General features: G+C 39.1%; 23 protein-coding genes, 1 tRNA gene and 4 pseudogenes. 6 read left to right on the top strand and 22 right to left on the bottom strand.

The window, feature by feature from the left end; all coding sequences use genetic code 11:
• Positions 1-52 precede the first annotated feature (52 nt).
• Positions 53-1,309, top strand: coding sequence for a DNA cytosine methyltransferase (locus tag C1G49_RS01705; RefSeq protein WP_105124368.1), 1,257 nt, complete (start codon positions 53-55; stop codon positions 1,307-1,309).
• A 94-nt stretch (positions 1,310-1,403) separates the two neighbouring features.
• Here C1G49_RS01705 and C1G49_RS11495 read toward each other — a convergent pair.
• A pseudogene (locus C1G49_RS11495) lies at positions 1,404-2,092 on the bottom strand (transposase); the annotation flags it as partial.
• Between the two features lie 151 nt (positions 2,093-2,243).
• Between C1G49_RS11495 and C1G49_RS01695 the strand changes: the two are divergent.
• Positions 2,244-3,995 carry an IS1182 family transposase gene (locus C1G49_RS01695; RefSeq protein ID WP_238595831.1) on the top strand — a complete coding sequence of 584 codons (1,752 nt, stop codon included), beginning with the start codon at positions 2,244-2,246 and terminating at the stop codon, positions 3,993-3,995.
• Here C1G49_RS01695 and C1G49_RS01690 read toward each other — a convergent pair.
• Positions 3,917-4,747: pseudogene (locus C1G49_RS01690) on the bottom strand (transposase); the annotation flags it as partial. The gene C1G49_RS01695 and the pseudogene C1G49_RS01690 overlap by 79 nt on opposite strands.
• On the opposite strand from C1G49_RS01690, the pseudogene C1G49_RS11490 reads away from it, so the two are divergent.
• Positions 4,714-4,901, top strand: a pseudogene (locus C1G49_RS11490) (hypothetical protein). The pseudogenes C1G49_RS01690 and C1G49_RS11490 overlap by 34 nt on opposite strands.
• A gap of 5 nt (positions 4,902-4,906) precedes the next feature.
• Here C1G49_RS11490 and C1G49_RS01680 read toward each other — a convergent pair.
• The 15 genes from C1G49_RS01680 to C1G49_RS01610 all read right to left on the bottom strand — a co-directional run bounded on the left by C1G49_RS01680 (position 4,907) and on the right by C1G49_RS01610 (position 21,326).
• Complete coding sequence (locus C1G49_RS01680; RefSeq protein ID WP_105124367.1) at positions 4,907-6,298, bottom strand: hypothetical protein; 1,392 nt, start codon at positions 6,296-6,298, stop codon at positions 4,907-4,909.
• Positions 6,299-6,310: 12 nt separating this feature from the next.
• Positions 6,311-8,407 carry a sensor histidine kinase gene (locus C1G49_RS01675; RefSeq protein ID WP_105124366.1) on the bottom strand — a complete coding sequence of 699 codons (2,097 nt, stop codon included), beginning with the start codon at positions 8,405-8,407 and terminating at the stop codon, positions 6,311-6,313.
• 194 nt (positions 8,408-8,601) lie between these two features.
• A complete protein-coding gene (locus tag C1G49_RS01670) occupies positions 8,602-11,253 on the bottom strand; it encodes a valine--tRNA ligase (RefSeq protein ID WP_105124365.1) in 2,652 nt (883 codons plus the stop codon).
• 16 nt (positions 11,254-11,269) lie between these two features.
• On the bottom strand, positions 11,270-12,508 hold the full coding sequence (locus C1G49_RS01665; RefSeq protein ID WP_105124364.1) for a hypothetical protein: 1,239 nt from the start codon (positions 12,506-12,508) through the stop codon (positions 11,270-11,272).
• 112 nt (positions 12,509-12,620) lie between these two features.
• Positions 12,621-13,196 carry a shikimate kinase gene (locus C1G49_RS01660; protein WP_105124363.1) on the bottom strand — a complete coding sequence of 192 codons (576 nt, stop codon included), beginning with the start codon at positions 13,194-13,196 and terminating at the stop codon, positions 12,621-12,623.
• Complete coding sequence (locus C1G49_RS01655; RefSeq protein ID WP_105124362.1) at positions 13,193-13,582, bottom strand: VOC family protein; 390 nt, start codon at positions 13,580-13,582, stop codon at positions 13,193-13,195. Before C1G49_RS01655 ends, C1G49_RS01660 begins: the two co-directional genes overlap by 4 nt.
• A gap of 246 nt (positions 13,583-13,828) precedes the next feature.
• The gene (locus C1G49_RS01650; RefSeq protein WP_105124361.1) at positions 13,829-14,857 is read right to left on the bottom strand and encodes a hypothetical protein; all 1,029 of its coding nucleotides are present in this window, start codon (positions 14,855-14,857) and stop codon (positions 13,829-13,831) included.
• An 83-nt stretch (positions 14,858-14,940) separates the two neighbouring features.
• Positions 14,941-15,327: a helix-hairpin-helix domain-containing protein gene (locus tag C1G49_RS01645; protein ID WP_105124374.1), complete on the bottom strand. Its 387-nt coding sequence runs from the start codon at positions 15,325-15,327 to the stop codon at positions 14,941-14,943.
• Positions 15,328-15,343: 16 nt separating this feature from the next.
• Positions 15,344-15,598, bottom strand: a complete 255-nt coding sequence (locus C1G49_RS01640) for a DUF1912 family protein (RefSeq protein WP_105124360.1) — start codon at positions 15,596-15,598, stop codon at positions 15,344-15,346.
• 108 nt (positions 15,599-15,706) lie between these two features.
• On the bottom strand, positions 15,707-16,708 hold the full coding sequence (locus C1G49_RS01635) for an aldose epimerase family protein (protein WP_105124359.1): 1,002 nt from the start codon (positions 16,706-16,708) through the stop codon (positions 15,707-15,709).
• Positions 16,709-16,868: 160 nt separating this feature from the next.
• Positions 16,869-17,270 carry a PTS sugar transporter subunit IIA gene (locus tag C1G49_RS01630; RefSeq protein ID WP_105124358.1) on the bottom strand — a complete coding sequence of 134 codons (402 nt, stop codon included), beginning with the start codon at positions 17,268-17,270 and terminating at the stop codon, positions 16,869-16,871.
• A 4-nt stretch (positions 17,271-17,274) separates the two neighbouring features.
• Positions 17,275-18,090 (bottom strand): PTS system mannose/fructose/sorbose family transporter subunit IID, encoded by an 816-nt coding sequence (locus tag C1G49_RS01625; RefSeq protein ID WP_105113637.1) that lies wholly within the window; start codon positions 18,088-18,090, stop codon positions 17,275-17,277.
• Positions 18,077-18,973 (bottom strand): PTS mannose/fructose/sorbose/N-acetylgalactosamine transporter subunit IIC, encoded by an 897-nt coding sequence (locus C1G49_RS01620; protein WP_105113636.1) that lies wholly within the window; start codon positions 18,971-18,973, stop codon positions 18,077-18,079. Before C1G49_RS01620 ends, C1G49_RS01625 begins: the two co-directional genes overlap by 14 nt.
• Positions 18,974-19,012: 39 nt before the next feature.
• Entirely contained in the window at positions 19,013-19,498 is a 486-nt protein-coding gene (locus C1G49_RS01615; protein WP_105113635.1) for a PTS system mannose/fructose/N-acetylgalactosamine-transporter subunit IIB, read from the bottom strand.
• Between the two features lie 55 nt (positions 19,499-19,553).
• The gene (locus tag C1G49_RS01610) at positions 19,554-21,326 is read right to left on the bottom strand and encodes a glycoside hydrolase family 35 protein (protein ID WP_105124357.1); all 1,773 of its coding nucleotides are present in this window, start codon (positions 21,324-21,326) and stop codon (positions 19,554-19,556) included.
• Positions 21,327-21,545: 219 nt separating this feature from the next.
• On the opposite strand from C1G49_RS01610, the gene C1G49_RS01605 reads away from it, so the two are divergent.
• The gene (locus C1G49_RS01605; protein WP_105124356.1) at positions 21,546-22,256 is read left to right on the top strand and encodes a GntR family transcriptional regulator; all 711 of its coding nucleotides are present in this window, start codon (positions 21,546-21,548) and stop codon (positions 22,254-22,256) included.
• 36 nt (positions 22,257-22,292) lie between these two features.
• Here C1G49_RS01605 and C1G49_RS01600 read toward each other — a convergent pair whose 3' ends face one another.
• From C1G49_RS01600 to recX, 4 genes are all read right to left on the bottom strand, one after another.
• Positions 22,293-23,018, bottom strand: coding sequence for a GntR family transcriptional regulator (locus tag C1G49_RS01600; protein WP_105124355.1), 726 nt, complete (start codon positions 23,016-23,018; stop codon positions 22,293-22,295).
• 134 nt (positions 23,019-23,152) lie between these two features.
• On the bottom strand, positions 23,153-23,470 hold the full coding sequence (locus tag C1G49_RS01595; protein WP_105117476.1) for a DUF960 domain-containing protein: 318 nt from the start codon (positions 23,468-23,470) through the stop codon (positions 23,153-23,155).
• A 56-nt stretch (positions 23,471-23,526) separates the two neighbouring features.
• Entirely contained in the window at positions 23,527-24,060 is a 534-nt protein-coding gene (locus C1G49_RS01590; RefSeq protein WP_105124354.1) for a DUF402 domain-containing protein, read from the bottom strand.
• Positions 24,061-24,137: 77 nt separating this feature from the next.
• Positions 24,138-24,914 carry a recombination regulator RecX gene (gene recX / locus C1G49_RS01585; protein ID WP_105124353.1) on the bottom strand — a complete coding sequence of 259 codons (777 nt, stop codon included), beginning with the start codon at positions 24,912-24,914 and terminating at the stop codon, positions 24,138-24,140.
• Between the two features lie 37 nt (positions 24,915-24,951).
• Between recX and rlmD the strand changes: the two genes are divergently transcribed.
• Both rlmD and C1G49_RS11485 read left to right on the top strand, forming a co-directional pair.
• Positions 24,952-26,304 carry a 23S rRNA (uracil(1939)-C(5))-methyltransferase RlmD gene (gene rlmD, locus C1G49_RS01580; protein WP_105124352.1) on the top strand — a complete coding sequence of 451 codons (1,353 nt, stop codon included), beginning with the start codon at positions 24,952-24,954 and terminating at the stop codon, positions 26,302-26,304.
• A gap of 180 nt (positions 26,305-26,484) precedes the next feature.
• Positions 26,485-26,614: pseudogene (locus tag C1G49_RS11485) on the top strand (transposase); the annotation flags it as partial.
• Positions 26,615-26,799: 185 nt separating this feature from the next.
• On the opposite strand, the gene C1G49_RS01570 reads toward C1G49_RS11485, so the two are convergent.
• A tRNA-Pro gene (locus C1G49_RS01570) sits at positions 26,800-26,873 on the bottom strand.
• Between the last annotated feature and the right edge of the window lie 30 nt (positions 26,874-26,903).

Genomic DNA, 26,903 nt, shown 5'->3' with positions numbered 1-26,903 from the left:
AAGCTGTTGTCCCTGATATACTAGATATAGTATAATCATCGGATGGAAAAAAATGACACTAAATTTGATTGACCTGTTCAGTGGTGCTGGGGGCTTGACTGAAGGATTTTTGAACCATGATGAGTTTAACATCTTAGGCCATGTCGAAAAAGATTACTCTGCAAGTCTCACATTAAAAGTACGAGAAGCATTTCATTATTTAAAAAAGAATAACAAACTTAATATATATCGAGATTATCTTAATAATAATATTGATTTAAAAACCTTATTCAGTTACGTTCCAGAGTCAATAATTGACAAAGTATTAAATGAAGAGATATCACAGTACACTTTAAGTAAAATTTTCAAGGAATTAGACCAAAAAATACAAGGCAGGAAAGTTCATGGTATTATTGGCGGTCCTCCATGTCAAGCCTACTCAACAATCGGGCGTGCTATAAATGTCAAAAAAAAAGAAACGGACGAAAGAATATACCTATATAAATTTTATATAAAGTTCTTAAGAAAGTATTCTCCGGATTTCTTTATTTTCGAAAATGTCAAAGGATTACTTAGTTTTAAAGATACTAATAATAAGCTTTTGTTACCTCAAATAAAAAAAGATTTTGAAAAAGCGGGGTATGCAATACAATATGAGGTGATTAATACCAAATTTTTTGATGTTGCACAATCAAGAGAAAGAATTATTATTTTTGGTGCAAAAAAGGAATTTAAGGGCTTTCCGACCCACTTTTTTGATCACTTGAATAATAAAAAGTCACTTATCCCTCCCACAGTTCATGAAGTTTTTTGTGGATTACCCTTCTTAAAAAGTGGAAAAACTAATAATTGCTATACCTCTGAAAAAAATCGGTATATTGACAAATACATTAAGATAACCCGAAATCTACCTCTAACTCAGAATATAGCTAGACCCCATAATAACAGAGATTTACAAATATATGAATTAGTTGCTTCCGCAAAAAAGAATGGAAAAAATTTAAAGTATAATGAACTCGATCAATCGTTAAAAACTCATAAACATGATGATAAATTTTTAGACCGTTACAAAGCGCTAAAATGGGATGAACCTGCTCATACAATAGTAGCACATATTGCTAAAGATGGTCACCATTATATCCATCCTGATCTTAAACAAAATCGTTCTATTACAGTTAGAGAGGCTGCTCGACTTCAAGGTTTTCCAGATGATTATTATTTTGAACAAAGTCGAACTGCTGCATTTACTCAAATTGGTAATGCAGTTCCTCCCATACTAAGTCAAAAGTTCTCAGAAACAATATTTGAAATTTATGACAACCTATTTTAGAAAAAGTAGACTACTAAATTAAAAAAATGAGTCTGAGACAAAAGTCCTCAGTCCCTCAAAAGCAGAGTTCCATTTATTGGAGTGCTCTGCTTTTTTAGTTTTGAGTATTTCTTGTGTTGTATTTTCTTAGATTATTAGCCATGAGCACCAACCCCATATCAATTTTTACTTGGCGTTTTCCTCTCAGGTTACATCTCTTGTAACCCAAACAAGCCTTTATCTGACCAAAGACAGGCTCCACATCAACCTTCCGTTGCGCGAAGATGCGACTGCCTTCTTCAGATAAAAGCTTCTCTTTTTCTAATTGTTTTAAGGCTTGATACCTCTCGTTGACATAAAGTCCTTTTTGAGGTGCTAAATCAGGATAATCCGCCTTATAGACCCTGATTTCCTGTTCAAATCCAGTGGATGTTCTACTCTGTGTTCGACAGATTCAAAGTGATAGTCCCAGCCATCGGGATGGGTGTAGGTGTCGCAACCTTCATCGTAAGCCAAATTGTTCAAATTCTTAGACGACTGCTTGTAGTTCCTTTTCTGCTCCTTGTCAAACAGACTATACTTAATCAAGTGGCCAATCCCAAGCTGATCAAGTGTGAATAAGTTCTCTTCACTGCCATAACCTGCATCAGCGACAACCATTTTTAACTCATGTGGATAGGTTTCTAAGAAAGGTAATAAAGTTCTGGTATCCGTTGGGTTGGGATAAATGTCATAGTGTAGCACGAACTGGTTTTCGGTAGCGATTTGTAGGTTGTAGCCTGGTTTGAGCTGACCATTTCTCATACTCGCTCTTTTATTTCAAGGCTCGTGAAGAGGCTGGGCAAAAACTAGCTTCTCACAATAAAAAAACGAGCAATTCCAATTAGGAGTTGCTCGTTTTCCATTTCATGCTTTATAATTATAATAACCACAAAACAACTAGAAAGGCATGAAAATGTATAAACAGTATAACACAAATCAGCTTAGTTTGGAATTAAATATTGCTTGGGACTTACCTGCAACGCACGAGGCTCGTCTGATTAGTCAGTTTGTGGATACCATTCCTTTATCCGTTCTATTAGAAGAAACTTCCCATACTGGTCGTCCAGCCTTTCATCCAGCCATGTTGCTCAAAATGACCCTGTTCGCCTATGCTCGCCAGGTATTCTCTGGTCGAAAAATCGTTCAAATGAATGAAGAAGTCATTCCTATGAAATGGCTGAGTCAGGATACCTATGTCTGTTATCGGACCATCAATAGTTTTAGGGCTAGCACACACGCCAACCAGCTCATCAAAACTGCCTTCATCTACTTCACTCTCCTCCTCAGAGAGAATGGATTGATTGAAGATGAGGCCCTCTTCATTGACGGGACCAAGGTAGAAGCTGATGCCAACAAGTATTCTTTCACGTGGAAAAAGGCCGTTGAACGCTATGAAGATGCCTTGAATGGAAACATTTCTGCCCTTTATGACAAGCTAGTTCAAGAAGGGGTGAATACTGCCTTGTCCAAGGAAGAATGCCTCACTAGCGAGGGACTCAAACAACTCCTACATGAGACAGAACAAGTATTGGATGAGGTGGAAGAAGCTATCTCACAAGAGCCTAAAGTCAGTAAAGGTGGATCAGCCAACAAACAGAAACGAAGAAGAATTAAGAAACTAAAGAGAAAGTTGAAAGAGGATTGTCTTGTTCGGAAACAGAAGTACGAACGAGATAAGCAGATTCTACAAGAGCGAAACTCCTACTCAAAAACAGATCCCGACGCTACATTCATGAGAATGAAAGAGGATCATATGAAGAATGGTCAGCTCAAACCCGGTTACAACCTTCAACTTGGTACAAACAACCAGTTTGCCTTAGCTTACGGATTGTATCCGAATCCAACTGACACTCGTACACTCAAGCCCTTTCTTCAATCCATCCAAACCTTAGAACTCTTTCAACACATTGTCGCGGATGCAGGTTATGGTAGTGAAGAAAATTATAGCTTTATCCTTGATGACCTGGAGAAAACGCCTCTGATTCCCTACGGAACATATCAGAAAGAGCAGAAGAAAAGCTACAAGAAGAGTGATGCCAATCCTGAAAATTGGACCTATCTAGAAGATTCTGATCAGTGGATAAAGCCAGATGGTGTTGTGTATTCATTCAAGAATTATTCACGAAGAACGGACAAGTATGGATTTGAGAGAGATATTAAGATTTACGAAGCTGATCCTATACAAGCTAGTGAAGAGTTAGACCAATTAGCACGGACAGAGAAAGGAAACCTCAAACAAATTCAGTATAATCCTACGTGGAACTATTTCAAGAACTTAGTCAAAGATAAATTGACAAGTAAAGAGGGGACCTGCATTTATGCCAAACGTAAGGTGGATGTCGAACCTGTATTTGGTAGGATGAAGGGTGTTTTTGGCGTGCGCAGAGTGCATGTCAGAGGACAAAAAGTGGTTGAAACTGAGATAGGATTCCTCCTAATGAGTATGAATCTCACGAAATTGGCTAAGAAATTAGTCCAAGATAATAGAGATAAAAAGAAAAACACAGACAGTACGGCTGGATTTCATCAAAATCAGCTTGAATCTATCTGTGTTTTTTATTTACTGGCTAGTTTTTGCCCAGCCTCTTCCTCTTTCATTCGCATAAATGTAGCATCTGGATCAGTCTTAGAAAAGCTGTTACGCCCTTCGAATGTCTCTTGGTAAGTCTCATATTTCTCAGCTCGCACTGAAAAATCATCCTTGACTTTTCGCAGGACTTTCCTGAGTTTGCGGCGCTTGGCTTTACGCTCATCCTTGCCCTTAATGGGAGCTTCCTCAATATCTTGATTGAGCGCTGTCAGTTCTTCCTCCAGAAGATGAGCGAAATCAGTCAATTGTTCTGAGGAAATCCTTTCCTCCTCGTCTAGTTCAATAGCTTGGTGGATAAGTGGTGTGATTTCTTCTTGACAATAGACCTGCATCTGTTCTTGAAGCTTAGCAGAAAACTTATCGGTTGCCTTCTTCCAGACAAAGCTATATTTGTTGGCATTGGCTTCTATCTTAGTGCCATCAATAAACAGGCAATCTAAGCTAACCAATTCCTCCATTTTCAGACGAAGATTGAGTTCAATAAAGAGTTGTCTGATTAACTCCTCCATGCCACCAACCACACGGAAACGATTGATGGTGCGATAGCTAATGACCAACTGTCCTGTCAAGTACTGCATAGCCAGGTTTTCCACCATCATCTTTTCAATCTTACGACCAGAGAAGATACCTTGAGAATAGGCAAAGAGAAGAGCGGACAGTAGCAGTTTGGGGTGATAGGACGGACGACCGAAGTCATGGTAGAAAGACTGAAAGTGACTATCCTCCAAAGCATTTACCACTTTTTCGATAGTAAAGACGATATGGTCTTTAGGCAAGATACAAGCAAGTTCTAGTGGTAAAGTGGTCTGATTTGTGTTATAGTGAATGTGCGTGAGATAGCCTTTCTAAATGGTTTATTACGCAATTCTATTTTACCAAGACTATCGCAACCATGCAAAAAGCAACGGGAAAAACCGTTGCTTTTTTGATAGAATCGAAGAACTATTGTCCCAGACTCATTTTTTTGGTAGTAAACATTAAATACCTTATATTGACTGATAACCTTTTCTCTGTATGTTAGAAGCTAATTCATTTTTTATCCCCTGTAACATATCATTATTGATTGAAAATAGTACATCATGAACCTCAAAATAATCGTTATCTCCATCTTTTAAAGGGACCGTTTTAAACTGAGACAAGTCTAAAATCAAATACGCATTGAATGTTTGATTACTACTATCATCTTTATACTCAATTTTTGGACTGACAAAAATACTTTTTGATACAGACCACTGTATGCTACCTCTATTATTAACAGTATATTTTAACTTACCAATTAAATCATGTTGTGTATCCTTTAGTAATTCTTCTGAAACGAAAATACCAGGTATAATTCTATAGAAATTTCGCTTGTTTTGAGCAAAATCACATTCAGGACTAATTTCTAACCCTATTTCTTTGAAATAATAGTTATCATTTTGTTCATTAGCTTCAAGTTTTTCCTGTACCTTACTTAAAAAATCTTTTTCACTTGCAGTATTGGTATTAATTATATTAACATCTGAAAACTGGCCTGTTTCGCAAAAGACTTTTCCAATATGACTAGGATTGTCTAAAGTATTGATATTTAACCAACTATTGACCCTTCCTTTATTACCGATAGTACTATCTATGAAATTTAAATTTTGAAACTCTGTATTCTCTAATTGAATCTCTTCTACTTTATGATTCAAATAAGTTGAATACACCGTATTGAGACTTTGATAAGCAGCAGAAATTAGTTTTTCATTAGGGAGATTACTTGTAGACTGCTCAAGATTTACCTTTGCCAAATGATAAGCCAAATCGCTTGCATTGTCACTTATATCAGTTGTTTTTGAGACCAATTTTTGACTAGTTAATAAAACTTGATTTTCCCATTTTATAAAAAACTCAAGCAAAGCTAGTCCGTTAATAATCTCAAAAATTTTATCCTTTAATTCTTGAACTTTGCCACTCTTGAAAGTATGCTCATTAGTATCTGGATCATAATCAAAATAGGTTTGCTTGTCTATATACTCAACACCTGTTGGCAGTAAATAGTTCCTATCCTCTCCTATCCTGTTTTTTAATTCCTGTTCAAATGTCTGACAATCTTCCTCTACTTTCTCTTTACTCCAGAGTAAAATATAGTATGGTCCATTATTTTTAGAAATTAAACGATTTAGCTGTGCCATTATTGCAGCATTATTATTCGCTGGGTTAGTCCCAGCGTTCAAGTTATAATCCAAAAAGATTAACCTAACTGCTTCTTTTACTTCTTCACTACTAGGAAGACTACTCGGGCTACCATCATAGTATTTAAAAGCCTTATTTTCTTGCGCCAAAAAAGAGAATAGTGGACGCGCTTCTTCTATTTTATCATCTACAATTACTATAGAACCATTATTTGGTAACATACTTTTTAACTCCTAATTTTTAGATCTTGGAATACTCAAAACTACTAGAGCGCCATTTTTATATTCTTCAGGCAACGTAACTTCAGCATTATTTGGAAAAAGAAGTTGCCCTTTTTGAGAATTCATGATTTCATTTACAATATTCAGACCAAGACCCAATCCTCCCTGTTTATTTGATACAAACGGCCTTACTAAATCTTCTGGTTGAACTTGGAATCCTACTCCATTATCAGCAATTATCAGTTCTACTCTATCTGACTCACTATTCAAATTAACATCTATGAAGATTTTCTTTTCTTGTTTCTTAGATTTATGTGTCCAATAGATAGAATTGTCTATTATATTCATGATAGCAGAAATGATTAAACCCTTGTCGCATGTCACTGTATAGGCTTTTTCTTTATATGGTGTGCCCATATTTATTTTGTGAGCCTCTAATCTAAACTCAAGATTAAATAATGCATCATCAATCACTTCTTTAATAGAATAGGTTGATTTTCGACGATTGCGAAGAATTGCGGTATAACCTTCAATAACATCACGTAAGCGATGCGTTAATTTATCAATACGATTAATTTCTTCTGAATTCCATGATATCAAAGTCAATTCTTTAACAATTTTTTCCATTTCATGAATGACAATAGCATAACTACTTGTTGCAGATGAAGTCTTTACGTAGGTTTCTGTAATAAACTTATATTCATTTTTTACTTGTCGTAATTTTTTCGATAACTCCGATTTAATATTTTTATCAATTTCTAAATTATTTATCGATATATCAACTTCGGCAATCAGATCAATTAAATTTTTATTGTTTTCTTTTAATGATTCCCTCAGTTTGTCCTTGTCAATGTTCCGTTCCCTTGTAAATTCAAAAAGGTATTTCTCAATGATTTTTTCAAATAAGGTATATGCTTGATTTGAGATAAATCCCTCTCTATTCGCTTTTTCAACTAACCCTTTACTTGATTCCCTCTTTAATGAAATTGCTCCTAAAATAATATTATTACTGAGAGATACAGCTGGATTATTGACACGTTTAGAATCTAGATTAAGCCAATCATTTCCTTTTTCACCATAATCCAAAACCCTCATATTGTCTCTAAAAACTCTAATTCCACCATTCTCAGTAAGGTACTCTTTAAACGAACTTTTATCACTAATGAATCGAGTTACCTCTGAAGATTTATCAAAAACATAAAGTTCTATACTAAAATCATTGATACCTAATCTTTCCATATCTTGACTAGAAAAATTTTCAGAAATAAAGAGAGCTGGATCTTTCTTTTTCCCTTCTTCCGAAAGATCCAATGGAATTACATCTTTTTCTAATTTTCGAGATTTCACTGTCATATTATCATACGGCATAAATTCATATGTGAAATCCTTAATATTACCATTTAAGAATTTGGCACTTGATTTATACAGAGCAAATTCTTTTATTTTACTGAAATCCATCATTCCTTCCAGCCAATCTTCTAAAGTAGTATTAAATTCTACAATAAATGATTCAGAAGATTCAAAAGGAGAGTTTAAGGATGTAATTTGTCGATACGTATCTCTAAATTTTTTTCTATCCCATGGTTCTAGGTCCCTAATTTTTATTAACGTCCCTGGATGCTCTCTAAAATAAATCGGCTCCCTTTCTTCGATAACTATTGGTATCTCGTCTAGAAATAATTCCGAATCAAATTGGTTCCAGTCCAACTTAAAGTAAATTTCTTTCTGTCCATCTTGACGGGTTATTATTTCAATATCTCTACCTAACTTATGAATACCGAATCTACCAATCCCCTTTTCACCAATTGGTAAACGCCCTAACTTAGAATATCTCTTATTCTCCACTTGATATTTTTTATGAGTGTTACCAGGTTGCATCCAAATATCCCGAATTGTTTCGAATGACATCCCAATACCATCGTCTTCAATCATAATTTCACCAAGACCAAGTGTAGAATCGATATCATTCATAGTAACAATACATTTATTGGCATCTGCATCATAGGCGTTTTTAATCAGTTCTAGAAGAGCTATTCCTTCATTTTTAATTAATTGATCGCCTAATTGAATTAAAATTTGTGCCTTTGGTCTAAAATTAACTTCAACCATGAACTCACCTCCATTTATATTTAATATTTTAAAAGTAAATACTCAGTTTCTTCTTTTAAAACTCTATTGTTCCTTATCAATATACCAAGAATATTATCAAGAGTTTAAATATTCCTTTAAAAACTAATTTCATTATACCACAAAACCCAACCTTTTTAGGCTGGGTTTTATACTATTTTGTTGGTTTTGTGACCTTAATTCACCAACTTCTTCATCTCTTCAATCCGCGCTACTGTGGCGTCGAATTTGGCTTGGTAGTCGGCTTGTTTTTCTTTTTCTTTTTCAACGACTTCTGGTTTGGCGTTGGCGATGAAGCGTTCGTTGCTGAGTTTTTTGCCGACCATGTCTAGTTCTTTTTGCCACTTGGCAAGCTCTTTGTCCAGACGAGCCAACTCTTCTTCTACGTTGAGGAGGTCGGCGAGTGGCAAGAAGATTTCAGCACCGGTAATAACGGCTGACATGGCTAGTTCTGGTGCAACGATACTTGAACTGATTTCCAACTGCTCTGGATTTGTAAAGCGGCGGATATAGTTTTCATTTGCCTTGAAGAAGGTTTCAAGCTCGCTATCTGCCGTCTTAATCAAGATGGTAATCGGCTTAGAAGGAGCGACATTGACCTCTGCTCTGCTATTTCGCACCGAACGGATCAAGTCCTTGAGGCTTTCCACACCCTTGTGAGCTTCAGCGTTTTCAAAGGCTGGGTTGACAACAGGGTAAGCTGCCACCACGATAGAACCCTCTGCGTACTGGGCGAAGATCTCTTCCGTCACAAACGGCATGATTGGGTGGAGGAGGCGAAGGATTTGGTCCAGCGTGTAGAGAAGGACAGAGCGGGTCATGACTTTCTCAGCCTCGTTGTCGCTGTAAAGGACCTCCTTGGTCAGTTCGACATACCAGTTGGCGAACTCTTCCCAGATGAAGTTGTAGAGGATGTGACCAGCCACACCAAACTCGAACTTGTCAAAGTTTTCAGTGACTTTGGCAATGGTTTCGTTGAGGTTGTGGAGAATCCAGCGGTCCGTCACGTTGCCAGCCTCGCCAGCTGCGACTTTGGCAACATTCTCACGCGCCGCATCCAAGGTCAAACCTTCATTGTTCATGAGGATGTAGCGGGAAATGTTCCAAATCTTGTTGATGAAGTTCCAAGACGCGTCCATTTTCTCATAAGAGAAGCGGACATCTTGACCAGGGGCAGAGCCGTTTGACAAGAACCAACGCAAAGCGTCCGCACCATATTTCTCGATGACATCCATTGGGTCGATCCCGTTTCCAAGCGACTTGGACATCTTGCGACCTTCTTCATCACGGATCAAACCGTGGATCAGCACGTTCTTAAATGGCTGACGGCCGGTGAACTCAAGCGATTGGAAAATCATGCGCGACACCCAGAAGAAGATGATGTCGTAGCCCGTTACCAAGGTTGAGGTTGGGAAGTAACGCTGGAAGTCCGCCGCGTTTTCGTCAGGCCAGCCCATGGTTGAGAATGGCCAAAGGGCAGAGCTGAACCATGTATCTAGGACATCCTCATCCTGTACCCAACCGTCACCTGCTGGAGCCTCTTCTCCGACGTACATTTCGCCAGATTCGTTATACCATGCTGGAATCTGATGACCCCACCAAAGCTGACGCGAGATAACCCAGTCGTGTACATTTTCCATCCATTGCAGGAAGGTATCGTTGAAACGTGGTGGGTAAAATTCTACCTTATCAGCTGTGTCTTGGTTGGCAATGGCATTCTTAGCCAACTGGTCCATCTTAACAAACCATTGAGTTGACAAACGTGGCTCAACTACGACACCTGTACGTTCAGAGTGACCAACTGAATGCACACGGTTTTCGATTTCCACAAGGGCTCCCAGTTCTTGCAACTTAGCAACCGTTGCCTTACGAGCTTCAAAACGGTCCATACCTACAAATTCGCCTGCAAGCTCATTCATAGTACCATCGTCATTCATCACGTTGACTTGTGGCAGATTGTGGCGTTGACCGACAAGGAAGTCATTTGGATCGTGGGCAGGTGTGATTTTCACAACCCCTGTACCAAATTCAGGATCTGCGTGCTCATCGGCAACGATTGGGATTGGCTTGTTAACGACTGGCAGGATAACGTTTTTGCCAATCAAGTCCTTGTAACGTGGGTCTTCTGGGTTAACCGCCACCGCAACGTCACCGAACATGGTTTCAGGACGGGTGGTCGCAACTTGAAGGGCACGAGAACCATCTTCCAACATGTAATTCATGTGGTAGAAGGCACCTTCAACATCCTTGTGAATAACCTCGATATCAGAAAGGGCTGTGCGAGCTGCAGGGTCCCAGTTGATGATAAATTCGCCACGGTAGATCCAACCTTTTTTGTAGAGTTCTACAAAGACCTTGCGAACAGCTTTTGACAAGCCTTCGTCCAACGTAAAGCGATCACGTTGGTAGTCCAAAGACAGACCCAACTTGCCCCATTGCTCACGAATGGTCGCTGCGTACTCATCCTTCCATTCCCAGACTTTGTCGAGGAATTTTTCACGGCCCAAGTCATAACGGGTCACGCCTTGCTCCCGCAAGCGTTCCTCAACCTTAGCCTGTGTGGCAATCCCCGCGTGGTCCATACCTGGAAGCCAGAGGGTATCAAAACCCTGCATGCGTTTTTGTCGGATGATGATATCTTGAAGGGTGGTATCCCACGCGTGTCCCAAGTGCAACTTACCTGTTACGTTTGGCGGCGGAATCACGATAGAATAAGGCTTAGCCTCCGCATTGCCTGACGGCTTAAAAACATCTTGGTCCAACCAAGTCTGGTAACGACCAGCCTCAACCTCAGCTGGATTGTATTTTGGTGATAATTCTTTTGACATTAATTTTTCTCCTTTTCTATTTTATCATTTCCCAAAATTCAATAATCTTTATATGTATCTTTTTGAAAGGTCGCAACAAATAAGATATAGTAGCTTTTACATAATCCTTATATTGCCGAAATGCCATTATTTTAGAAAATATTAATCCTATAGAGATTTCTCTTTTTTTCCTATATTTTATCAAATATTTTACTTCCCTCTTATACGGAGATTTCTTCCAATTATAATCATTGTCTAAACTATCTATCAGATCGTTTAAATCTCCACTTATAAACTCACATTGCTCATCTATTTTAGTTGTTTTAGTTATTTTATAAAAATAAGCCAAATATCTATTACTATTTTTTAAGCTAGGTCTTAAGCCTAATAAAACATAAATGTTTGAAACTTGCTTTTTTATATTAATACAATCTACATTGTTTATGTTTTTATAATAGTCTAACAGCTCATTATCTATACTCAACAATAGAAAAATAATTTCAAAGAAAAACGCTGCACAAAATAATATCCAAGTTAATTTATCTTCAATTACATCAGAAAGTATTGATATTTTTTTTAACACTATCACCAAGGTATCATTGTATCTATATAACAAAGACCAGTAAGGTAAAAAAAGACAGATTAGGAATATTATTGAAAGAAAATCATTTGAAATTAGGGTGAAAAATTTCTGACGTATGTATAAGTAATAAATAAAAAATGATATTAGAGATAAAATAATTAGAAATTCAGGAGATGTTATAGCCGCGTTTTCAGACAATGTAAAATAGGTAGGTTGAATAATCCATAGTATCAATAAAACCACTTCTACTAATATCGAAAATAAGACAAAAGTTTGAAAAATATTATATCTCATTCTATTTTTATCTTTTTCCCACTCAAATTTTATTAGAATTTCTAAGTAATCTATAAGTTTTTCTAAATAAGTATTTAAATCTATTTTTTCTAATTGATAAATTACTCTCCAAATATGACCATCAACAGAGTATTTATAATCCCCTCTAAAACGTACTCTTTTTCCATTTGGATTTAAAAATAGTTTTAACCTGTTCAAGAGGTGTTGTAATGTTTTTTTATCTCTTACACCTCGCAACTCGCCTTTATATTTATATAAAGCCAATACTATCTCCTGTAATTGTTGCCTCCTATTTTGTGAATCATCTTTCAGATAATTACTATTAGTTACTTTTTGATTTTGAATAAAAATCAGAATGGTTCCTATTAAAGTAGCTACTGCTATCCAAAATTCAGTCATCACTTATTCCTTTAGTATTCTTTAAGAAAATTGGTTTATACTATCCTCAAGCTAGAAATAGCCCAATTCTTTTTCATATAATCTCCTAGAAATAGTCAGTCCTTTGGGCTGGCTATTTCGTTTGTTCTTGCTCAAGTTCCTCCATTTTTTGGATAATTAGTTGAGCTACGTCATTGGCAGAAAGATGAGTATTATTAATTTTGAGATAATGCTGAATGCCCTCTGGAATGCCTAATGAGGTATATTGACATGTATCAGTTGTAGAGAGAATCTCAGCCTCTGAAACTGCAATGTGTCGTTTCAAAGGTTTATGGGTAAGTCGATTTTCTGTCCGATTACGCCGCAGCCGTTCTTCCAAAGCAGTTTCCAACTCAACAAATAAAATTTCCTGACCATGATGATGAAAAATCCTCTGAACAGTTGTAAGGAATTGAACCTCTATGAGATTTTTAAAATTAATCAAGGCAGTTCCGATTAGTGGGCGGCCTGACCTAGCAAACACATCGTAAACAGCAAATGTAATACGTGTATTGAGGTCAAACATATCCTCAGAAAATTCAGGAATAAAACGCAGGCTAAAATCAATCGAATCGTGATTATGAAAGAGGGTCATCCCTGTCAATTTCGCAACTTCCTGCCCAACGGTCATCTTGCCAGAAGCTTGTGCTCCAATAATAATTAGATTCATACTCCCTCCCCCACCAACTCTATCTTTATCCCATCTGGATCTTCCAAATAAAGGGCATAGTGGTCTGGTCCTCCTGCGTGGGGATAGCGGTCGTCGTAGAGAAGTTTGACTCGTCTGGTCAAAAATTCCTTCCGCCATTGGTCAACATCATCAGGTGTTCCCGCATGAAAGGCTAGATGATTGAGACCGGTTCGGCAACGGTGATAGCCTACCTCTAGGAAGTCCTCTGGCGTTTGGACAAAGACCAGGTACTGCTCTGCTTTTTTATAAGACAGCCCTTTATCCCACTCCTGATAGAGCGAGTAGCCCAGCTTGGTCAGGAGAAAGTCGTAAAATGCACGCGAAGTTTCCAAGTTTGAAACATAAATTTCAATATGATGTAGCATATTTCTCCTTTCCAAATGAAAATCCCTGCCTAGACTTGCTAGACAGGGACGAAGTTATTCCGCGGTACCACCCTTGTTCAGATACATTATCTGCACTTTGCTTATTCGATTCACATCATCAGCAACCAGTTTTGACATTTGTGCGGATTTCTCAGTACCACCGCTTCCTGTGACAAATGGGGCTCAAAACACCTCTGAATAGCTTTATTGTAACAGAATTATGAACTGTAAGCAAGAAAAATAAGTCTAAGATTTGAATTGAATTCCTTGAGCTTTTAAGTGTTCGACACTAGTTTTTCCAATGCCATCTAAAGCTAGTAATTCTTTTTCAGTCCATTTTTTAAAATCTTCTAACTTATGAATACCATTTTCGTAAAAAATTCGAACTCGTTTTTCCTGCAAATGCACAAGCTCTGGCAGTTGGTAGAACTTATAGAAATGTTGAATCGTTCCCTCACGATTTTCCTCAATTTCCCTGGTCATTTGATTGACTCTTTTAACCAAATCCCGTCTACGGTCCAGGAAATCCTGCATAAATACCAGCGAGTTAAACATGGTATCTGATTCACTAATAACAAATAGACCATTTTCTTCGAAAGCCACCGTCGGCCAATGACCAATTTGAAAGATCCATGAATATTCAGGATAGCGTTCAAGAATTAGTCGCAAGACTGACTTAGCCACAGCAAATTCGCCCCTAACCATAGAAGCTATTAAAAAATGTATAGCGGTCGCATCTTGAACTGTTGCATTCTTTAATTCATTTTCAAACTGGTTCTGTAGATATTCAAAGTCAAAAACCTGATTTTTAACGCTCAATAATATAAAAATAAAGTCGCGATGATAGGCTTCTTGGGGATGACTTATAATAATATCGCACAAATCATTGGCTAATCCGTACAGACCTTTTTCAAAATAAAAATATAAGATATTTAAAACGATTCCTAAACTGTAACTTGGTTCTTCCTTATTCCAGGCTGGGCAACCTTCCTCGAGCCACAATTCAATAGCCTCTGCCGCAAATAAATTGATATCTTCGAGATTTTCATATCCCCATTCAGGGTATTCAAACTTGTACAATTCAAATCGAGCACCTAGATGCTCTGGATTCAACTTCAAAATCTCTCTAAGACCACTCTTGATTTCATGTGGATACTTCCTGTAAACAACCTCCCAAAAGAGTTGATCTGTTGATAAACCATTCATTTCTTGTCCAGTAAGTTTTTTCTTCGAATGAATAGAAACAACTTTCTTCCGATTTTTCTTCTTTGCCATTAGATTTTCTCCTTGAATATTCTAATTCTATTATAGCAAGAGAAAAAGAAAAAACCAACTCATTTCCGTTGGTTTCTGTTATATTAAGCGCTCAACTCAATCCCTTTTTCTTTCAACTGCTTGATAGTTGCAGGACCGATGCCTTTAAGAGCCAAGAGCTCTTTTTCTGTATGGTTTGCAAAATCAGCCACAGATTGAATACCTGCTTGGTAGAAGGTTTCCAAACGTGCTGCCGCAATGCCTTCCAAGTCAGGAAGTGCCAAAAAGTCTTCCAATGAAGTCGCTGATGAAGTCACCTCTGCTACAACTTCATTCACTTGTTCCACAGCATGCTCTACTGCAGCTTCAGCCTTTTCAACTACAGTTTCCACAGCCTCACGCGCTGTAGCAACCCCCACACGCCCTGCACGTTTCAAGTCTGCCAACTGTTTTTTTAATTGTTTTTTACGATTGATTTTTTTCTTTGCCAAGATTTCTATCCTCTCTTTAATAATGTCTTTGGCCAAATAAGCCATCTGGTAAATCATGGAAACTCTTGCCAGCATGATAGTTAGCAAATTTCCCTTGGATAAAACGATAAGCATCTAGCTTACTTTCGTAACGGATGTAGGCATCCGCCGCACGCTCATCCTTATCCTCTTCCAATACACGACGGCTTTCTTCTACAGCCATCTCATTTACCATAACCTGAGTGTTGACCCAAGCTTCAAATTCCTGTAAAAATTCTTGTTCTTTTGTCATTATCGTCCTCTTTCGTCTGCTTCGTCTGAAACACACCGGTTTATTATACCATATTTTTTAGAAAACACAAGAAAAGCCTAACTGCAACACAGTTAGAGCTTCTCATTCTTACCATGAAAATCTATAAACAGTCTGGGACAAGAATTCCTCATCTTTTTCTAGCAAAATGGAGCCAAAGCCATCTAGGTTGCAAGCATTTGGCAGAGCCTGGCATTCCAAGCTAAAGGCACCATGGTAGGCAGCCAAAGCTTCAACAGGATAATTGTAGGTGTAGATGACAACTGATGCCTGATTGGTTCGCACGCGCAGACTTATTTTCCCATCTGGGCTACTAACTTCAACCGGAACCTCTACCTGCTCCAAATGCCATGGATGGTCGAAACCTTTCACAAGGACATTCTGAGGGTGCTGGCTGTCAAATCCCTGGGCAAATCTTGCTCTCTCCCTAAAGTCAAACGGTGTTCCCGTTACATCCTCTAAGACACCGGTTGGCAGATTATCCTCACCAAGCGGAGCATAGCGATTGGCCGCAATCCGAATTTCATGGTCTGCTACTGACTGCTGAAAATCCCCAGTTAAGTTGAAATAGATGTGATTGGTCGGATTGAAAATCGTGTCTTTGCTAGACACCGCTCGATAATCCACCGTCAACTCGTTCTGGTCTGTGAGACCATAAATAGCCTCAACCCTCACATTTCCAGGAAAACCATTGAAACCATCTTTTAGGACAATCCCAAAGGTAACTTGATTTTTTTCATGATCTAGAGCAACATCCCAGTACTGTTCATTTGCCGTGTCAATCCCACCATGCAAGGTACGACCTGGCTCATTTTCTGTGAACTGATAACTGGTTCCTTTTATCTCAGCCTGAGCACCTGAAATACGCCCCGCTACTGGGACAATGCTTGAACCAGGGTACAAGTCTGTCTTACGGTAATCATCATCCGACCCAGCAGCCAAACTGACATTCCGTAGACCGCCATTTTCTTCTACCGGCAAGAGCACTTCTACCACTCTGGCACCAAAATCTGTCAGACTAACCTGCATACCATTTTTATTTTTTAAGCAATAGAGCTTCGCTTTTTTACCAAAATCTTTTACGTCAATCATTGCTTTTCCTCACAACATCAAATGAGGGGAGACAATCAACTTGCTTCCCCTCAGGATACTTAAAGCCTATTTAAAGCTAGTATTAACTTGCCATAATACTTTAGAATAACCCTCACTCTCTTATTTCTAAGCTCGGGCTAAACTAGTCCACCGAACTAGTTTACTCCTCATCATCCTCATCGCTTGTTAGTAGGCTGTTGACGTGGACGAGGTTGTTTGTACCAAATTCCACATAGTCAACTGCTTCACCTAGTAGGACGCCGTTCAAGAAACCAATCACCATAGGCATGTTCATACCTGCATAGAGGTCAAACTGCCCACCGTCAATCAATTTACGGGAAACAACATTGGCTGGTGTTCCGCCCAACAAGTCAGCGAATACAACAAAGTCATCTAAATTAGCAACTGTTTCTTCAAATTTCTTCTGGAAGTCTTCTGGACCTTCTTCTGGTAAAAGAGCTACTGTATAGATATCCTCCTGAGGACCCATAATCATCTCAGTAGATTTCTTCAACTCTTCACAGAAAATCCCATGACTTACTAAAATTAAACTCTTACCCATACGCTTACATGCCAAAGACAAACTTACCGATTGCTGAAAGCGTTACTGCAAGAACGATGATAATCAAGATAGCCTTAGTAGAAGTCATACCTTTGCGTCCTAGCAACCAGAAGACAAAGCCTGTGAAGATAGCTGGTACCAAACGAGGGAAGATAGTGTTGAGCAAGTCTTGTACATCAATCACTTTTTCACCAACACTTGGAGCCCATGATACTTCAAAGTTAATCATAGTTGCAATCAAGGCACCCATCATGAAGACACCCATTACAGAAGCAGCATCTACAAGAGCTGTCAACTTATCACGCATAGTTGTGATGAGTTTAGTACCTTCTTTATAGGCAATTTCCAACTGTTTCCAACGGAAGATGTCATAAGCTACTGCTACAGCTACCCAAAGGAATATACCTGCTGGAGTTCCTTCTTTAGCCATAGTCGCTGCTACAGTACCCATGATAGCTGGTACAAGGGAACCAAAGATAGAGTCACCGATTGGAGCAAATGGTCCCATCAAGGCTGTCTTAATACCGTTAACTGCATCCTTAGAAGCTACACCGTCGCTTTCTTCAAGCGCCAAGTCAATACCAGTAATGATGGTATGGAAGAATGGAGAAGTGTTGAAGAATTGAGTATGCAATTTCATCATTTCCTTCAATTCAGGAGTACCATCTCCATACATTTTACGAAGCTGTGGCAAAATCATGTAGAGGTAACCAGAACCCTGCATCCGCTCATAGTTCCAGCCTAACTGATAAGTGAACAAGCTACGTTTGTTGATTTGATTAAAATCTTCTTTTGTTAGTTTGTAATTAGATTTCGTCATCTTCAATTTCCCCACTTTCTGAAACTGATGGAGCAACCACTGCTACTTTTTGGCTATTTTTGAAGTGAAGCACTGAAAGGAAAGCACCCACAATAGCGATACCGATCATTGACAAGCCTTTGAAGTTGTTCACAAAAGCGATACCTGCATCTTCAGGAAGAGTGCCAACGATACCAGCAACAGCACCACCCAAAGCTGAAACGTTACCGTAAAGAACAGTCAACATAGCTGTAAGGGCAAAACCAACTGCCAAGTAGTGAAGGTTGCGTTTCAATGGAAGGTAGTGGAGCAAGATTGCAAAACCAAGACCTGGAAGCATACGAGCTGCAAGAGTCAAACCATCTGCAATCCATTGATATTCTTGGATTTTTGTAACCATCAATTCTACGAACTCACCACCAAATGCAAGCGCTAGGAACACAGGAAGTGCACGAGATGCAGCCCATGGAATAGCACCAAGTAGGTAGTTGCGTTCGATTGCTGCATAGTCAAATTTTTCAACAGCAGCATCTACACGGTGTGCGAAGTATGTAGTAGAGAAACGACCTGCAATATCTGTATAAACAAGAAGTGCTGCTACAGGTACTGCGATAGTAGATACGGCCAATTCTGGGTCAATACCTTGTGATACTGAGAAAGCTGTTGCAAGAACCGCACCAGAAGTTGCGTCGATACGTGATGCACCACCGAACGTACCGACACCAAGTACCATCAATTGAAGTGACGCTCCAATAGTCAAACCAGTTGCCATGTCACCCATGATCAAACCAGAGATGAACCCTGCAAAGACTGGTGAACCAGCTGACGATACAATTGTCAACTCATCACAGATCTGATAAGCAGAGTAGAGCGTTAGAAGTAATATTTGCCACCATTGCATAATAGTGAACCTCCTTTTAAATTTTTCAAAAATATCCGAAATTTATCTAACCTTATCCAAGAGAGGCATAAAGTCTTTTGGTGAGTCGCCTGGTACCATTTGAGCAATCAATTTTACTCCCTTAGCAACCAAGGCATCAAAGTCCGCAATGTCTTTATCTACAACGTTAATGGAGCGAGTAACAGAGCGAGTTTCTGGTGATTGTGACATATTGCCGACATTCAATTCAGCGAGTTCTACACCATATTCAACTAAGCGCAGGAAGTTTTCAGGACGACGAGCAACAATCAATAAGCGTTGTGCGTCATACTTACCTTCCTTGATGTTAGTAGCTGCTTTTTCGATTGGCAAAATAGATAATTTTACACCCGGTGGGCAAGCTAATTTCAAACCTTGTTTCTCAATGTCGTTTTGAGCAACCGCATCATCGATAACCATGATCCGACTAATATTTAATTTAGTCGTCCAAAGGTTAGCAACCTGACCGTGGATCAAACGACCATCAATACGTGTAGCAATAATTGCCATACAATGTTCTCCTTTTCTTCATAAATCTTTCTGTTAGACACTCTCAAGGGAGTACCTATACTTCTTTATAAACGGGTTCCTGTGAAAAGCTAATCTTCTCTCTATATTGTCCTTCCGTTTCAAAAACGACTATTTCATTAACTCCTTTCTTTAAGTATCCTTTTGGAATATAGAGATAGAGGATTGGACCTTTTTCCCAGAAACGTCCGATATTTACATTGTTAACAAATACAACACCCTTACCAAAACCTGTCATGTCCAAGTAAGTGTCTGCCAGATCTTCTAGTTCAAACTGGTAGCGATAGAAGGCTGGTTGCCCCTCCTGCCAGTCTTGCGTGAAATCCAGACCAGAAATATCATCCAGTGGCAATGGATACATGTCCCAATTACCAATGTAGTGCAAGTCTGCTATAGCCCCTCGACCCAACCCTTTGGACTGCGTCGGTGCTGTCAACTTATGACCATAATTGACCCGTCCCATGTTTTCAACCAAGACAGCCAGTTCAACATGGTTGGATGTAAACTCTAGTGCAATGTCTTCACCAATTTCTGTCTGGTATTGTGTGGTAACCAAACGACCATCTGCATAGACTTGAATACGGTCACGCGCATCAATGACACGAAGCCGTTCTGCCTCCTCCTTATCCCGCTCTAACTGCGTTTTATAGAGGATATAGCCCGTCGATTGCCCCAGCTCTTCCATATTTTTTGGATAGAAGCTAGAGGAGTAATCGCTTACATTTTCTGCTACAGCAAAGAGGCTTACCTTATCCTTCAAGTCCACACTTGGCAAGGCCCTGGCTTCTTTTACCAGTGGCTCAGCATAGTCCAAATCTGGATAGGTTTCCTTCATACGTTTTTGCAAGGCATAGAATTTCTTGGTTGGATTGCCAGCCTCATCTAAAATCGCATCGTAATCGTAAGAAGTTACCTGTGGCAAATCAATCTGACCACGGGCAGAGCAACCATTCATGAACCCAAAGTTGGTTCCTCCGTGGAACATATAGAGGTTAATCGAACCCAACTCAATACATTCCATAACAGCGTCAACCATCTCATCTGGATCGCGGCGAATAACTTCATCACCCCAGCGATTAAACCAACCATCCCAGAACTCCATACACATGTAGGGCCATTCTTTGCCATATTCATTAAAGAAGGCCTGCATGTTTGCAAAGTTTTCTCTAGCTCTAGAACCAAAGTTACCTGTCACAAAAATGTCGTCTTCTATCAAGGTCCCTGCTCGTAGAGTTGCCCGCCATGCACCATCAGAAGTGAAGAGCGGAGCTGTCAAGCCATACTTCCTCATTAGACCTGCTACAGCCCTTAGATATTCCTTATCCTCACCATAGGAACCATATTCGTTCTCTACCTGGAACATAAGGATATTGCCACCTTGTGCGAGTTGGAACTTGGCTAATTTAGGAAGAAGAGAAGCGTAATATTCATCTAAGTGCCTTAGGTAGCGTTCATCATGAGAACGAACCCTCAGCTCCTCCTGCATCAGCCAAGCGGGGAGACCTCCCCATTCCCACTCGGCACAAATATATGGGGAAGGGCGAACGATAGCATAAAGCCCCAAATCCTGCGCCAGCTGTAAGAAGCGCTCCAGATCCAGTATCCCTTCATAGCAAAACTCCCCTTTTTTAGGTTCGTGCATATTCCAAGGAACATAGGTTTCAACCGTATTAAAACCTAAAGCTTTTAAGTTATACAAGGAATGGTACCAGTCATCAGGATGCACTCGGAAATAATGGATGGCCCCTGATAGAATTTTAAAGGGTTGATGATCTAAGTAAATTTGATCTTTTATATAGAACTCTGTCATCTCGTCACCTTTATAATTATATACCTTTCTGTTAATATAATAACACTTTTTACTGGTTATGTCCACTACTTTTTATTTTTTTTGGAAATAATTTCTACATTTTTTGACAAATCGCATCATGAAAGGGGGTTACAAGGAGTTTTTTCGAAATAATAGCTATATTTTTTGATTTTTTTCTATTTATTTAGTATAATAAGCGCTAGAAAGGAAGTTATAAACATGAAAGTACCTAAGTATCAACTTATACAGAATGACTTACGTCAGCAGATCATTTCTGGTAAATTTGAAAATGGCGATAAATTTTACACAGAATCTGAATTGACAAAACTATTTAACGTTAGCTCTATTACGGTTATCCGTGCTGTAAATGAATTGGTTAAGGATGGCTACCTGATTCGGCAACAGGGCAAAGGAACCTTCGTTTCCCGTTCCCGCAAAGGGCGCTTGGTAGAATTCTCCGATATCGAAGTTTTCCCAATGGATAAGGATACTGTTGTCGTGCTCTCTTGTGAAAAAGGCAATGACCCTGAAATCCTTGAAAAACTCAACTTGGATAAGAATGATTTCTACTATAAGATTGTTCGTGTGCGTTCAACAGAAAATACACCATACATCTTCCACAATTCCTATATCCCTCAACGATATATTCAAAATCCGGATGCTCCACTAGAACATTATCAGTCTATCTACCAACGCTTCAAGTTGGACTACAACATCCATATGTCTGAGGAACCGTTTGTTGAAACCAATGAGATTGTTAGCCCTTGTCCAAAAGACGTTTCAAAACATTTGAATTTAAAAGCAACAGAACCTGCAGTTCTTCAAAATAAAACAACCACTCACAGCGCAAGTGGCGAAATTATGGAATATACTGAAACCTACAAGCACTGGAAATACTACAAATTCGAAATCACGGCTAACCACCGTTAAATGCAAAAAACGCAGACTTAACCATCTGCGTTTTTTCTATTTCTGATGAATAATCTTATAACGAAACTGATCCGCTCTAGCAATACTAAATGTATACTCAATCAACCTATTTTTATCATTATAGGTCTTTCTCACCAGATGAAGAACTGGACTATTACTCGGAATCCCCAATATCTTGGCTTCATTGTCTAAAGAAATACTGGCATAAAATTCTTCTTCTGCCAAACGAACAACCTGTCCATAGTCTTCCAGAAAAATTTCATACAAAGGTTTTTCGCTCATCCTACTACTTGTCAAAGTAGGAAAAAGTGAAACAGGCACATAAGTCCTCTCCAGCATCATTGGAATCTCATCAGCTAGACGAAGACGTTCTATTTCAAATACAAGCTCTCCACAGCTGACCTGCAACTGCTGAGCAATAAAATCGGTAGCCTGCATATTTCTAAAGGATAAGATAACCGTCCGAGGCACTTTCCCCATTTTTCTCATCTGATCAGTGAAGCTATAAGCCTGGGATAAATCTACAGCAGTATCCAAGATTTCTGAAACATAGGTTCCCTTGCCATGTTTCTTATAGACCAAGCCTCGTTTTTCCAACTCCTGCAAGGCTAGGCGAACGGTAATGCGACTGACCCCATGTACCTGTGTCAGTTCCCGCTCTGAAAGCAATTTATCATTTGGCGCCATTCTCTCACGAATAGCTACTTCTAGTTCATCGACCAACTGCAAATAAAGGGGTTTGTCATCAAATTGACCACTCATAGTATCCTCCTTTCGAATCAGCACAATCTCTCACCATTATTTTACACTAAATTCACTATATTAACAAGATGTTATTGTGATTTGATTGATTCCAAATGAAAAAGAGCTGAGCAAGAAGCGAAAATGGAAGATGATTATAGGAGGGTCACTTCATCTGGCAGGGTAATGGTTTCCTTGCCCTGCTTATCCATCACCAAAATCGTTGACGGATAAAAAGGATCGAAGCGACTGTTCAAATCCAAAGCAATGGCATTCCTATAGCCCTCTTGAGAAAACACAAGTGTCACTTTCCCCTTCCTATTTTTGATGGAAAAACGCAAGACACTTTTTAAGGGAATAACTCCTTTTAAGTAGTTATCAATAAAATACCAAAAACTGTCAATGACCTCTCCTGGCAATGAGGTGACAACACCAAAACTTGCGTACCGTCCATTTGTTTGATCAAAAGCCATCTTTCCTCCTTTATGGTAAGAAAAAAACCTGTAAAACAGGATTTTCTTTTCTAACTTTATCTACTTCTCAGTTCTAAATAGCGTTTGTACCAGATATTAACATAGGCTGGGGAGAAGGGACCACGTTGATTGTTGATCCAGTCCACCAGAATCTTGACATTTTCCTTCAAAATAAAATCAATATCATCTGAATACTTCATAGCCTTGCGATGACGCTCGTATTCGTCCACATCCAAGAGCCTCTTCTCACCATCAGCAAAGACCTTGACATCTAGGTCGTAGTCGATGTACTTAAGGGCTTCGTTGTCTAGAACATAAGGACTAGCAAGGTTACAATAGTAAGAAACACCGTTCTCACGGATCATTGCAATGATATTGAACCAGTATTTTTTATGAAAATAAACGATTGCTGGTTCTCTCGTTACCCAACGTCTGCCATCATTTTCAGTCACTAAGGTGTGGTTATTGACCCCAATAACAGCATTTTCCGTTGTTTTTAATACCATGGTGTCACGCCAAGTGCGATGAATTTCACCGTCATGTTTATAACTTTGAATAGTAATAAAGTCGCCTTCCTTTGGTAATTTCACTTTGTTACCAACTTTCTACTATTACAATTTATCTTGACTATTATACCATATTTTTTCAACCTAGGCGAAGATTTTTCTCACAGATATTCACGAAGGGCTGTTTTTATAGTATCAAAATCAAATCCTTTACGGACCAAAGCCTGTGTCAAACATTGTTTTAGCTCATATCCCTCATATTTTCGACTGTATTTCCGATACTGCTTATCCAGCTCCTTGGCAATCAACTCTGCTTCATTTTCTTCATCCGATGTCAAGTCTAATTGAGCAAGGCTTTGTTTGGCAAGCTCATAGGAAAATCCCTTGGACATCAAGCCCTGAACCAATTTATCCTGTAAAGCTCGCAGGGGCAACTTGGATTGATACTTTCGACATAACTTTTCTGCAATCCTTTCAGCCAGGTCTGAAAAATCAATCTCAGCCAGTCCATCTTCTATGATTGATTTCGAAATTCCCTTCGTCATCAATTTTTGACGAAGCATAGCTGGTCCCTTGTCACCATTCAAGCCATTCTGACGTATATAGGTTTCTACATAGGCTTTATCGTCAATCCACCTATCTTCTTCCAAATTAGCAACAATTTTTAGAGCAGTGGCTCCTGCAATCTCATATTTTTCCAGATAATCCAATACTTCTTTTTTGGTTCTCTGCTTGAAGGAAATGAAATACAGGGCTAAATTTTTCCCATAGGAAAATTGGGCAAAATCCCGAATGGCTTGAAATTCCTCTTCTGTGATGTCCTTGTCCTTACTGAGCATGAAGCGAACAATGGTATCTTCTGTGATATAGGTGTTTTCCTGTCCTTCAACTTCTAAGAGATAGAGCCGTTTTTTCTTTTCGATTTTTGTAATTCTCATTCTTTCATTATACAGGAATTTTCGGTAAAATAATAATATGAATTTACAAGTAAACCAACGAATTCCCTTGAAAATCAAGCGAATGGGTATCAATGGCGAAGGTATTGGCTTTTATCAAAAAACGCTGGTCTTTGTTCCGGGTGCCCTCAAGGGGGAAGAAATCTATTGTCAAGTAACCTCTGTTAAACGTAATTTTGTGGAAGCAAGGCTACTGAAAATTAACAAGGAATCAAAATTCCGGGTCAAACCAAGCTGTGACATTTATCAAGCCTGTGGTGGCTGTCAAATCATGCACCTTCGTTATGACAAGCAACTGGACTTCAAGCAAGACCTGCTCCAACAAGCCTTAAAAAAGTTTAAGCCAGCAGGCTATGAGGATTACCTCATTCACCCAACCATTGGAATGGATCAACCAAGTCATTATCGGGCTAAATTACAGTTTCAAACCCGTTCATTCAAGGGTCAAGTCAAGGCTGGCCTCTATGCTGAAAATTCCCATCGCCTGATTGGTATTACAGACTGCTATGTCCAAGACAAGGAAACCCAAAAGGTTATCAATAGGATTGCTGACCTCCTAACTAAGCACCGTATCCCTATTTACAACGAGCGTAAGGAGCAGGGCATTCGTACAGTTATGGTTCGCAGAGCCCGTCAATCTGGTCAGGTGCAGGTTATTTTTGTCACCTCCTGCCAGGTCAATCTGACCAAACTCATTGAAGAAGTAACCAAGCAATTTCCTGCCATTGTCACTGTTGCTCTAAACTGGAATAGACAGAAATCCAGTGATATATACGGAGAAAAAACGGAGATTCTCTGGGGCAAACAGGCCATCGAAGAGGCTGTTTTGGATTATGAATTCTCCCTGTCACCTCGGGCATTCTACCAGCTAAATCCCCAACAAACGGAAGTTCTCTACGGAGAGGCAGTCAAAGCATTAGATATTTCTGGCGATGAAGACTTGATTGATGCCTACTGTGGCGTGGGAACCATTGGCTTTGCCTTTGCCAGAAAGGTCAAGTCTGTTCGAGGGATGGACATTATCCCTGAAGCCATCGAGGATGCTAAGGCCAACGCCAAACGGATGGGGCTGACCAATACCCACTACGAAGCAGGTAAGGCAGAAGAGATTATTCCTAAGTGGTACAAAGAAGGCTACCGTGCAGATGCCTTAGTGGTCGACCCACCTCGGACTGGCTTAGACGAAAAACTACTCAAAACAATCTTGGAATACAAGCCTGCTAAAATGGTTTATGTATCCTGCAATGTTTCGACCCTAGCCAGAGATTTAGTTGAGCTGACCAAAGCCTATAAGGTTGAATACATCCAATCCGTTGATATGTTTCCCCATACCGCACGAACTGAGGCGGTTGTGAAGTTGAGTAGGAAATAGCATAGGGGGAAACTAAGAAGAGGACAATAGAAAAGTTAAGCTATAGGAAGCAGTTTCAAATAAAACAAAACGAATGCTACAGGGTAGAATTTTATAACTACCTTGAGCCATTCGTTTTTATATTCGGCTATTTACTCCAATTTTTTAAACGGTATATTAGACATTACTAAAGGACAAGGAAAGGTACTAAATGCCCTAGAACTACCATATTCCAACGCCAAACTGAAAAGCTACCAATAATCTCATCAAAGTCATTAAGAGAAATGCCTTTGGTTTCAGGAACCTTGAAAACTTTAAAAACAGATTTTGATTGCTTTGAACAGTGAAAAGGGCTGGAAGATCCCTTTTCAGCTTATCTCCTAAAAACAAGAAAGAGATAAAGAAAGAGAGAACGAATTTCGTACTCTCTAGGTGTTAGCTTTTCATCTACCCACTACAGTCTTATGGAGCCGCAAAAAGCAAAAAAAGTAGCATTGCTACTCTTTGAAATATAAATCGGGAAGACAGGATTCGAACCTGCGACACCTTGGTCCCAAACCAAGTACTCTACCAAGCTGAGCTACTTCCCGCTGTTATTAAAAATAAAGCTCCCCTAATGA

The organism is Streptococcus suis (assembly GCF_002960625.1).
GTDB classification, from domain to species: Bacteria; Bacillota; Bacilli; order Lactobacillales; family Streptococcaceae; genus Streptococcus; species Streptococcus suis_T.
This window is presented reverse-complemented; position numbering and strand designations above follow the sequence as displayed.

Coding starts and splice junctions, on each gene's coding strand:
- C1G49_RS01670 (WP_105124365.1), bottom strand. CDS start 11,253: ATGTCAAAAGAATTATCACCAAAATACAATCCAGCTGAGGTTGAGGCT.
- C1G49_RS01705 (WP_105124368.1), top strand. CDS start 53: ATGACACTAAATTTGATTGACCTGTTCAGTGGTGCTGGGGGCTTGACT.
- C1G49_RS01625 (WP_105113637.1), bottom strand. CDS start 18,090: ATGACGAAATCTAATTACAAACTAACAAAAGAAGATTTTAATCAAATC.
- C1G49_RS01680 (WP_105124367.1), bottom strand. CDS start 6,298: ATGTTACCAAATAATGGTTCTATAGTAATTGTAGATGATAAAATAGAA.
- C1G49_RS01665 (WP_105124364.1), bottom strand. CDS start 12,508: ATGACTGAATTTTGGATAGCAGTAGCTACTTTAATAGGAACCATTCTG.
- C1G49_RS01610 (WP_105124357.1), bottom strand. CDS start 21,326: ATGACAGAGTTCTATATAAAAGATCAAATTTACTTAGATCATCAACCC.
- recX (WP_105124353.1), bottom strand. CDS start 24,914: ATGAGAATTACAAAAATCGAAAAGAAAAAACGGCTCTATCTCTTAGAA.
- C1G49_RS01635 (WP_105124359.1), bottom strand. CDS start 16,708: ATGATTGACGTAAAAGATTTTGGTAAAAAAGCGAAGCTCTATTGCTTA.
- C1G49_RS01615 (WP_105113635.1), bottom strand. CDS start 19,498: ATGGCAATTATTGCTACACGTATTGATGGTCGTTTGATCCACGGTCAG.
- rlmD (WP_105124352.1), top strand. CDS start 24,952: ATGAATTTACAAGTAAACCAACGAATTCCCTTGAAAATCAAGCGAATG.
- C1G49_RS01660 (WP_105124363.1), bottom strand. CDS start 13,196: ATGAATCTAATTATTATTGGAGCACAAGCTTCTGGCAAGATGACCGTT.
- C1G49_RS01650 (WP_105124361.1), bottom strand. CDS start 14,857: ATGGCAAAGAAGAAAAATCGGAAGAAAGTTGTTTCTATTCATTCGAAG.
- C1G49_RS01630 (WP_105124358.1), bottom strand. CDS start 17,270: ATGGGTAAGAGTTTAATTTTAGTAAGTCATGGGATTTTCTGTGAAGAG.
- C1G49_RS01595 (WP_105117476.1), bottom strand. CDS start 23,470: ATGGCTTTTGATCAAACAAATGGACGGTACGCAAGTTTTGGTGTTGTC.
- C1G49_RS01675 (WP_105124366.1), bottom strand. CDS start 8,407: ATGGTTGAAGTTAATTTTAGACCAAAGGCACAAATTTTAATTCAATTA.
- C1G49_RS01640 (WP_105124360.1), bottom strand. CDS start 15,598: ATGACAAAAGAACAAGAATTTTTACAGGAATTTGAAGCTTGGGTCAAC.
- C1G49_RS01655 (WP_105124362.1), bottom strand. CDS start 13,582: ATGCTACATCATATTGAAATTTATGTTTCAAACTTGGAAACTTCGCGT.
- C1G49_RS01695 (WP_238595831.1), top strand. CDS start 2,244: ATGTATAAACAGTATAACACAAATCAGCTTAGTTTGGAATTAAATATT.
- C1G49_RS01600 (WP_105124355.1), bottom strand. CDS start 23,018: ATGAGTGGTCAATTTGATGACAAACCCCTTTATTTGCAGTTGGTCGAT.
- C1G49_RS01605 (WP_105124356.1), top strand. CDS start 21,546: ATGAAAGTACCTAAGTATCAACTTATACAGAATGACTTACGTCAGCAG.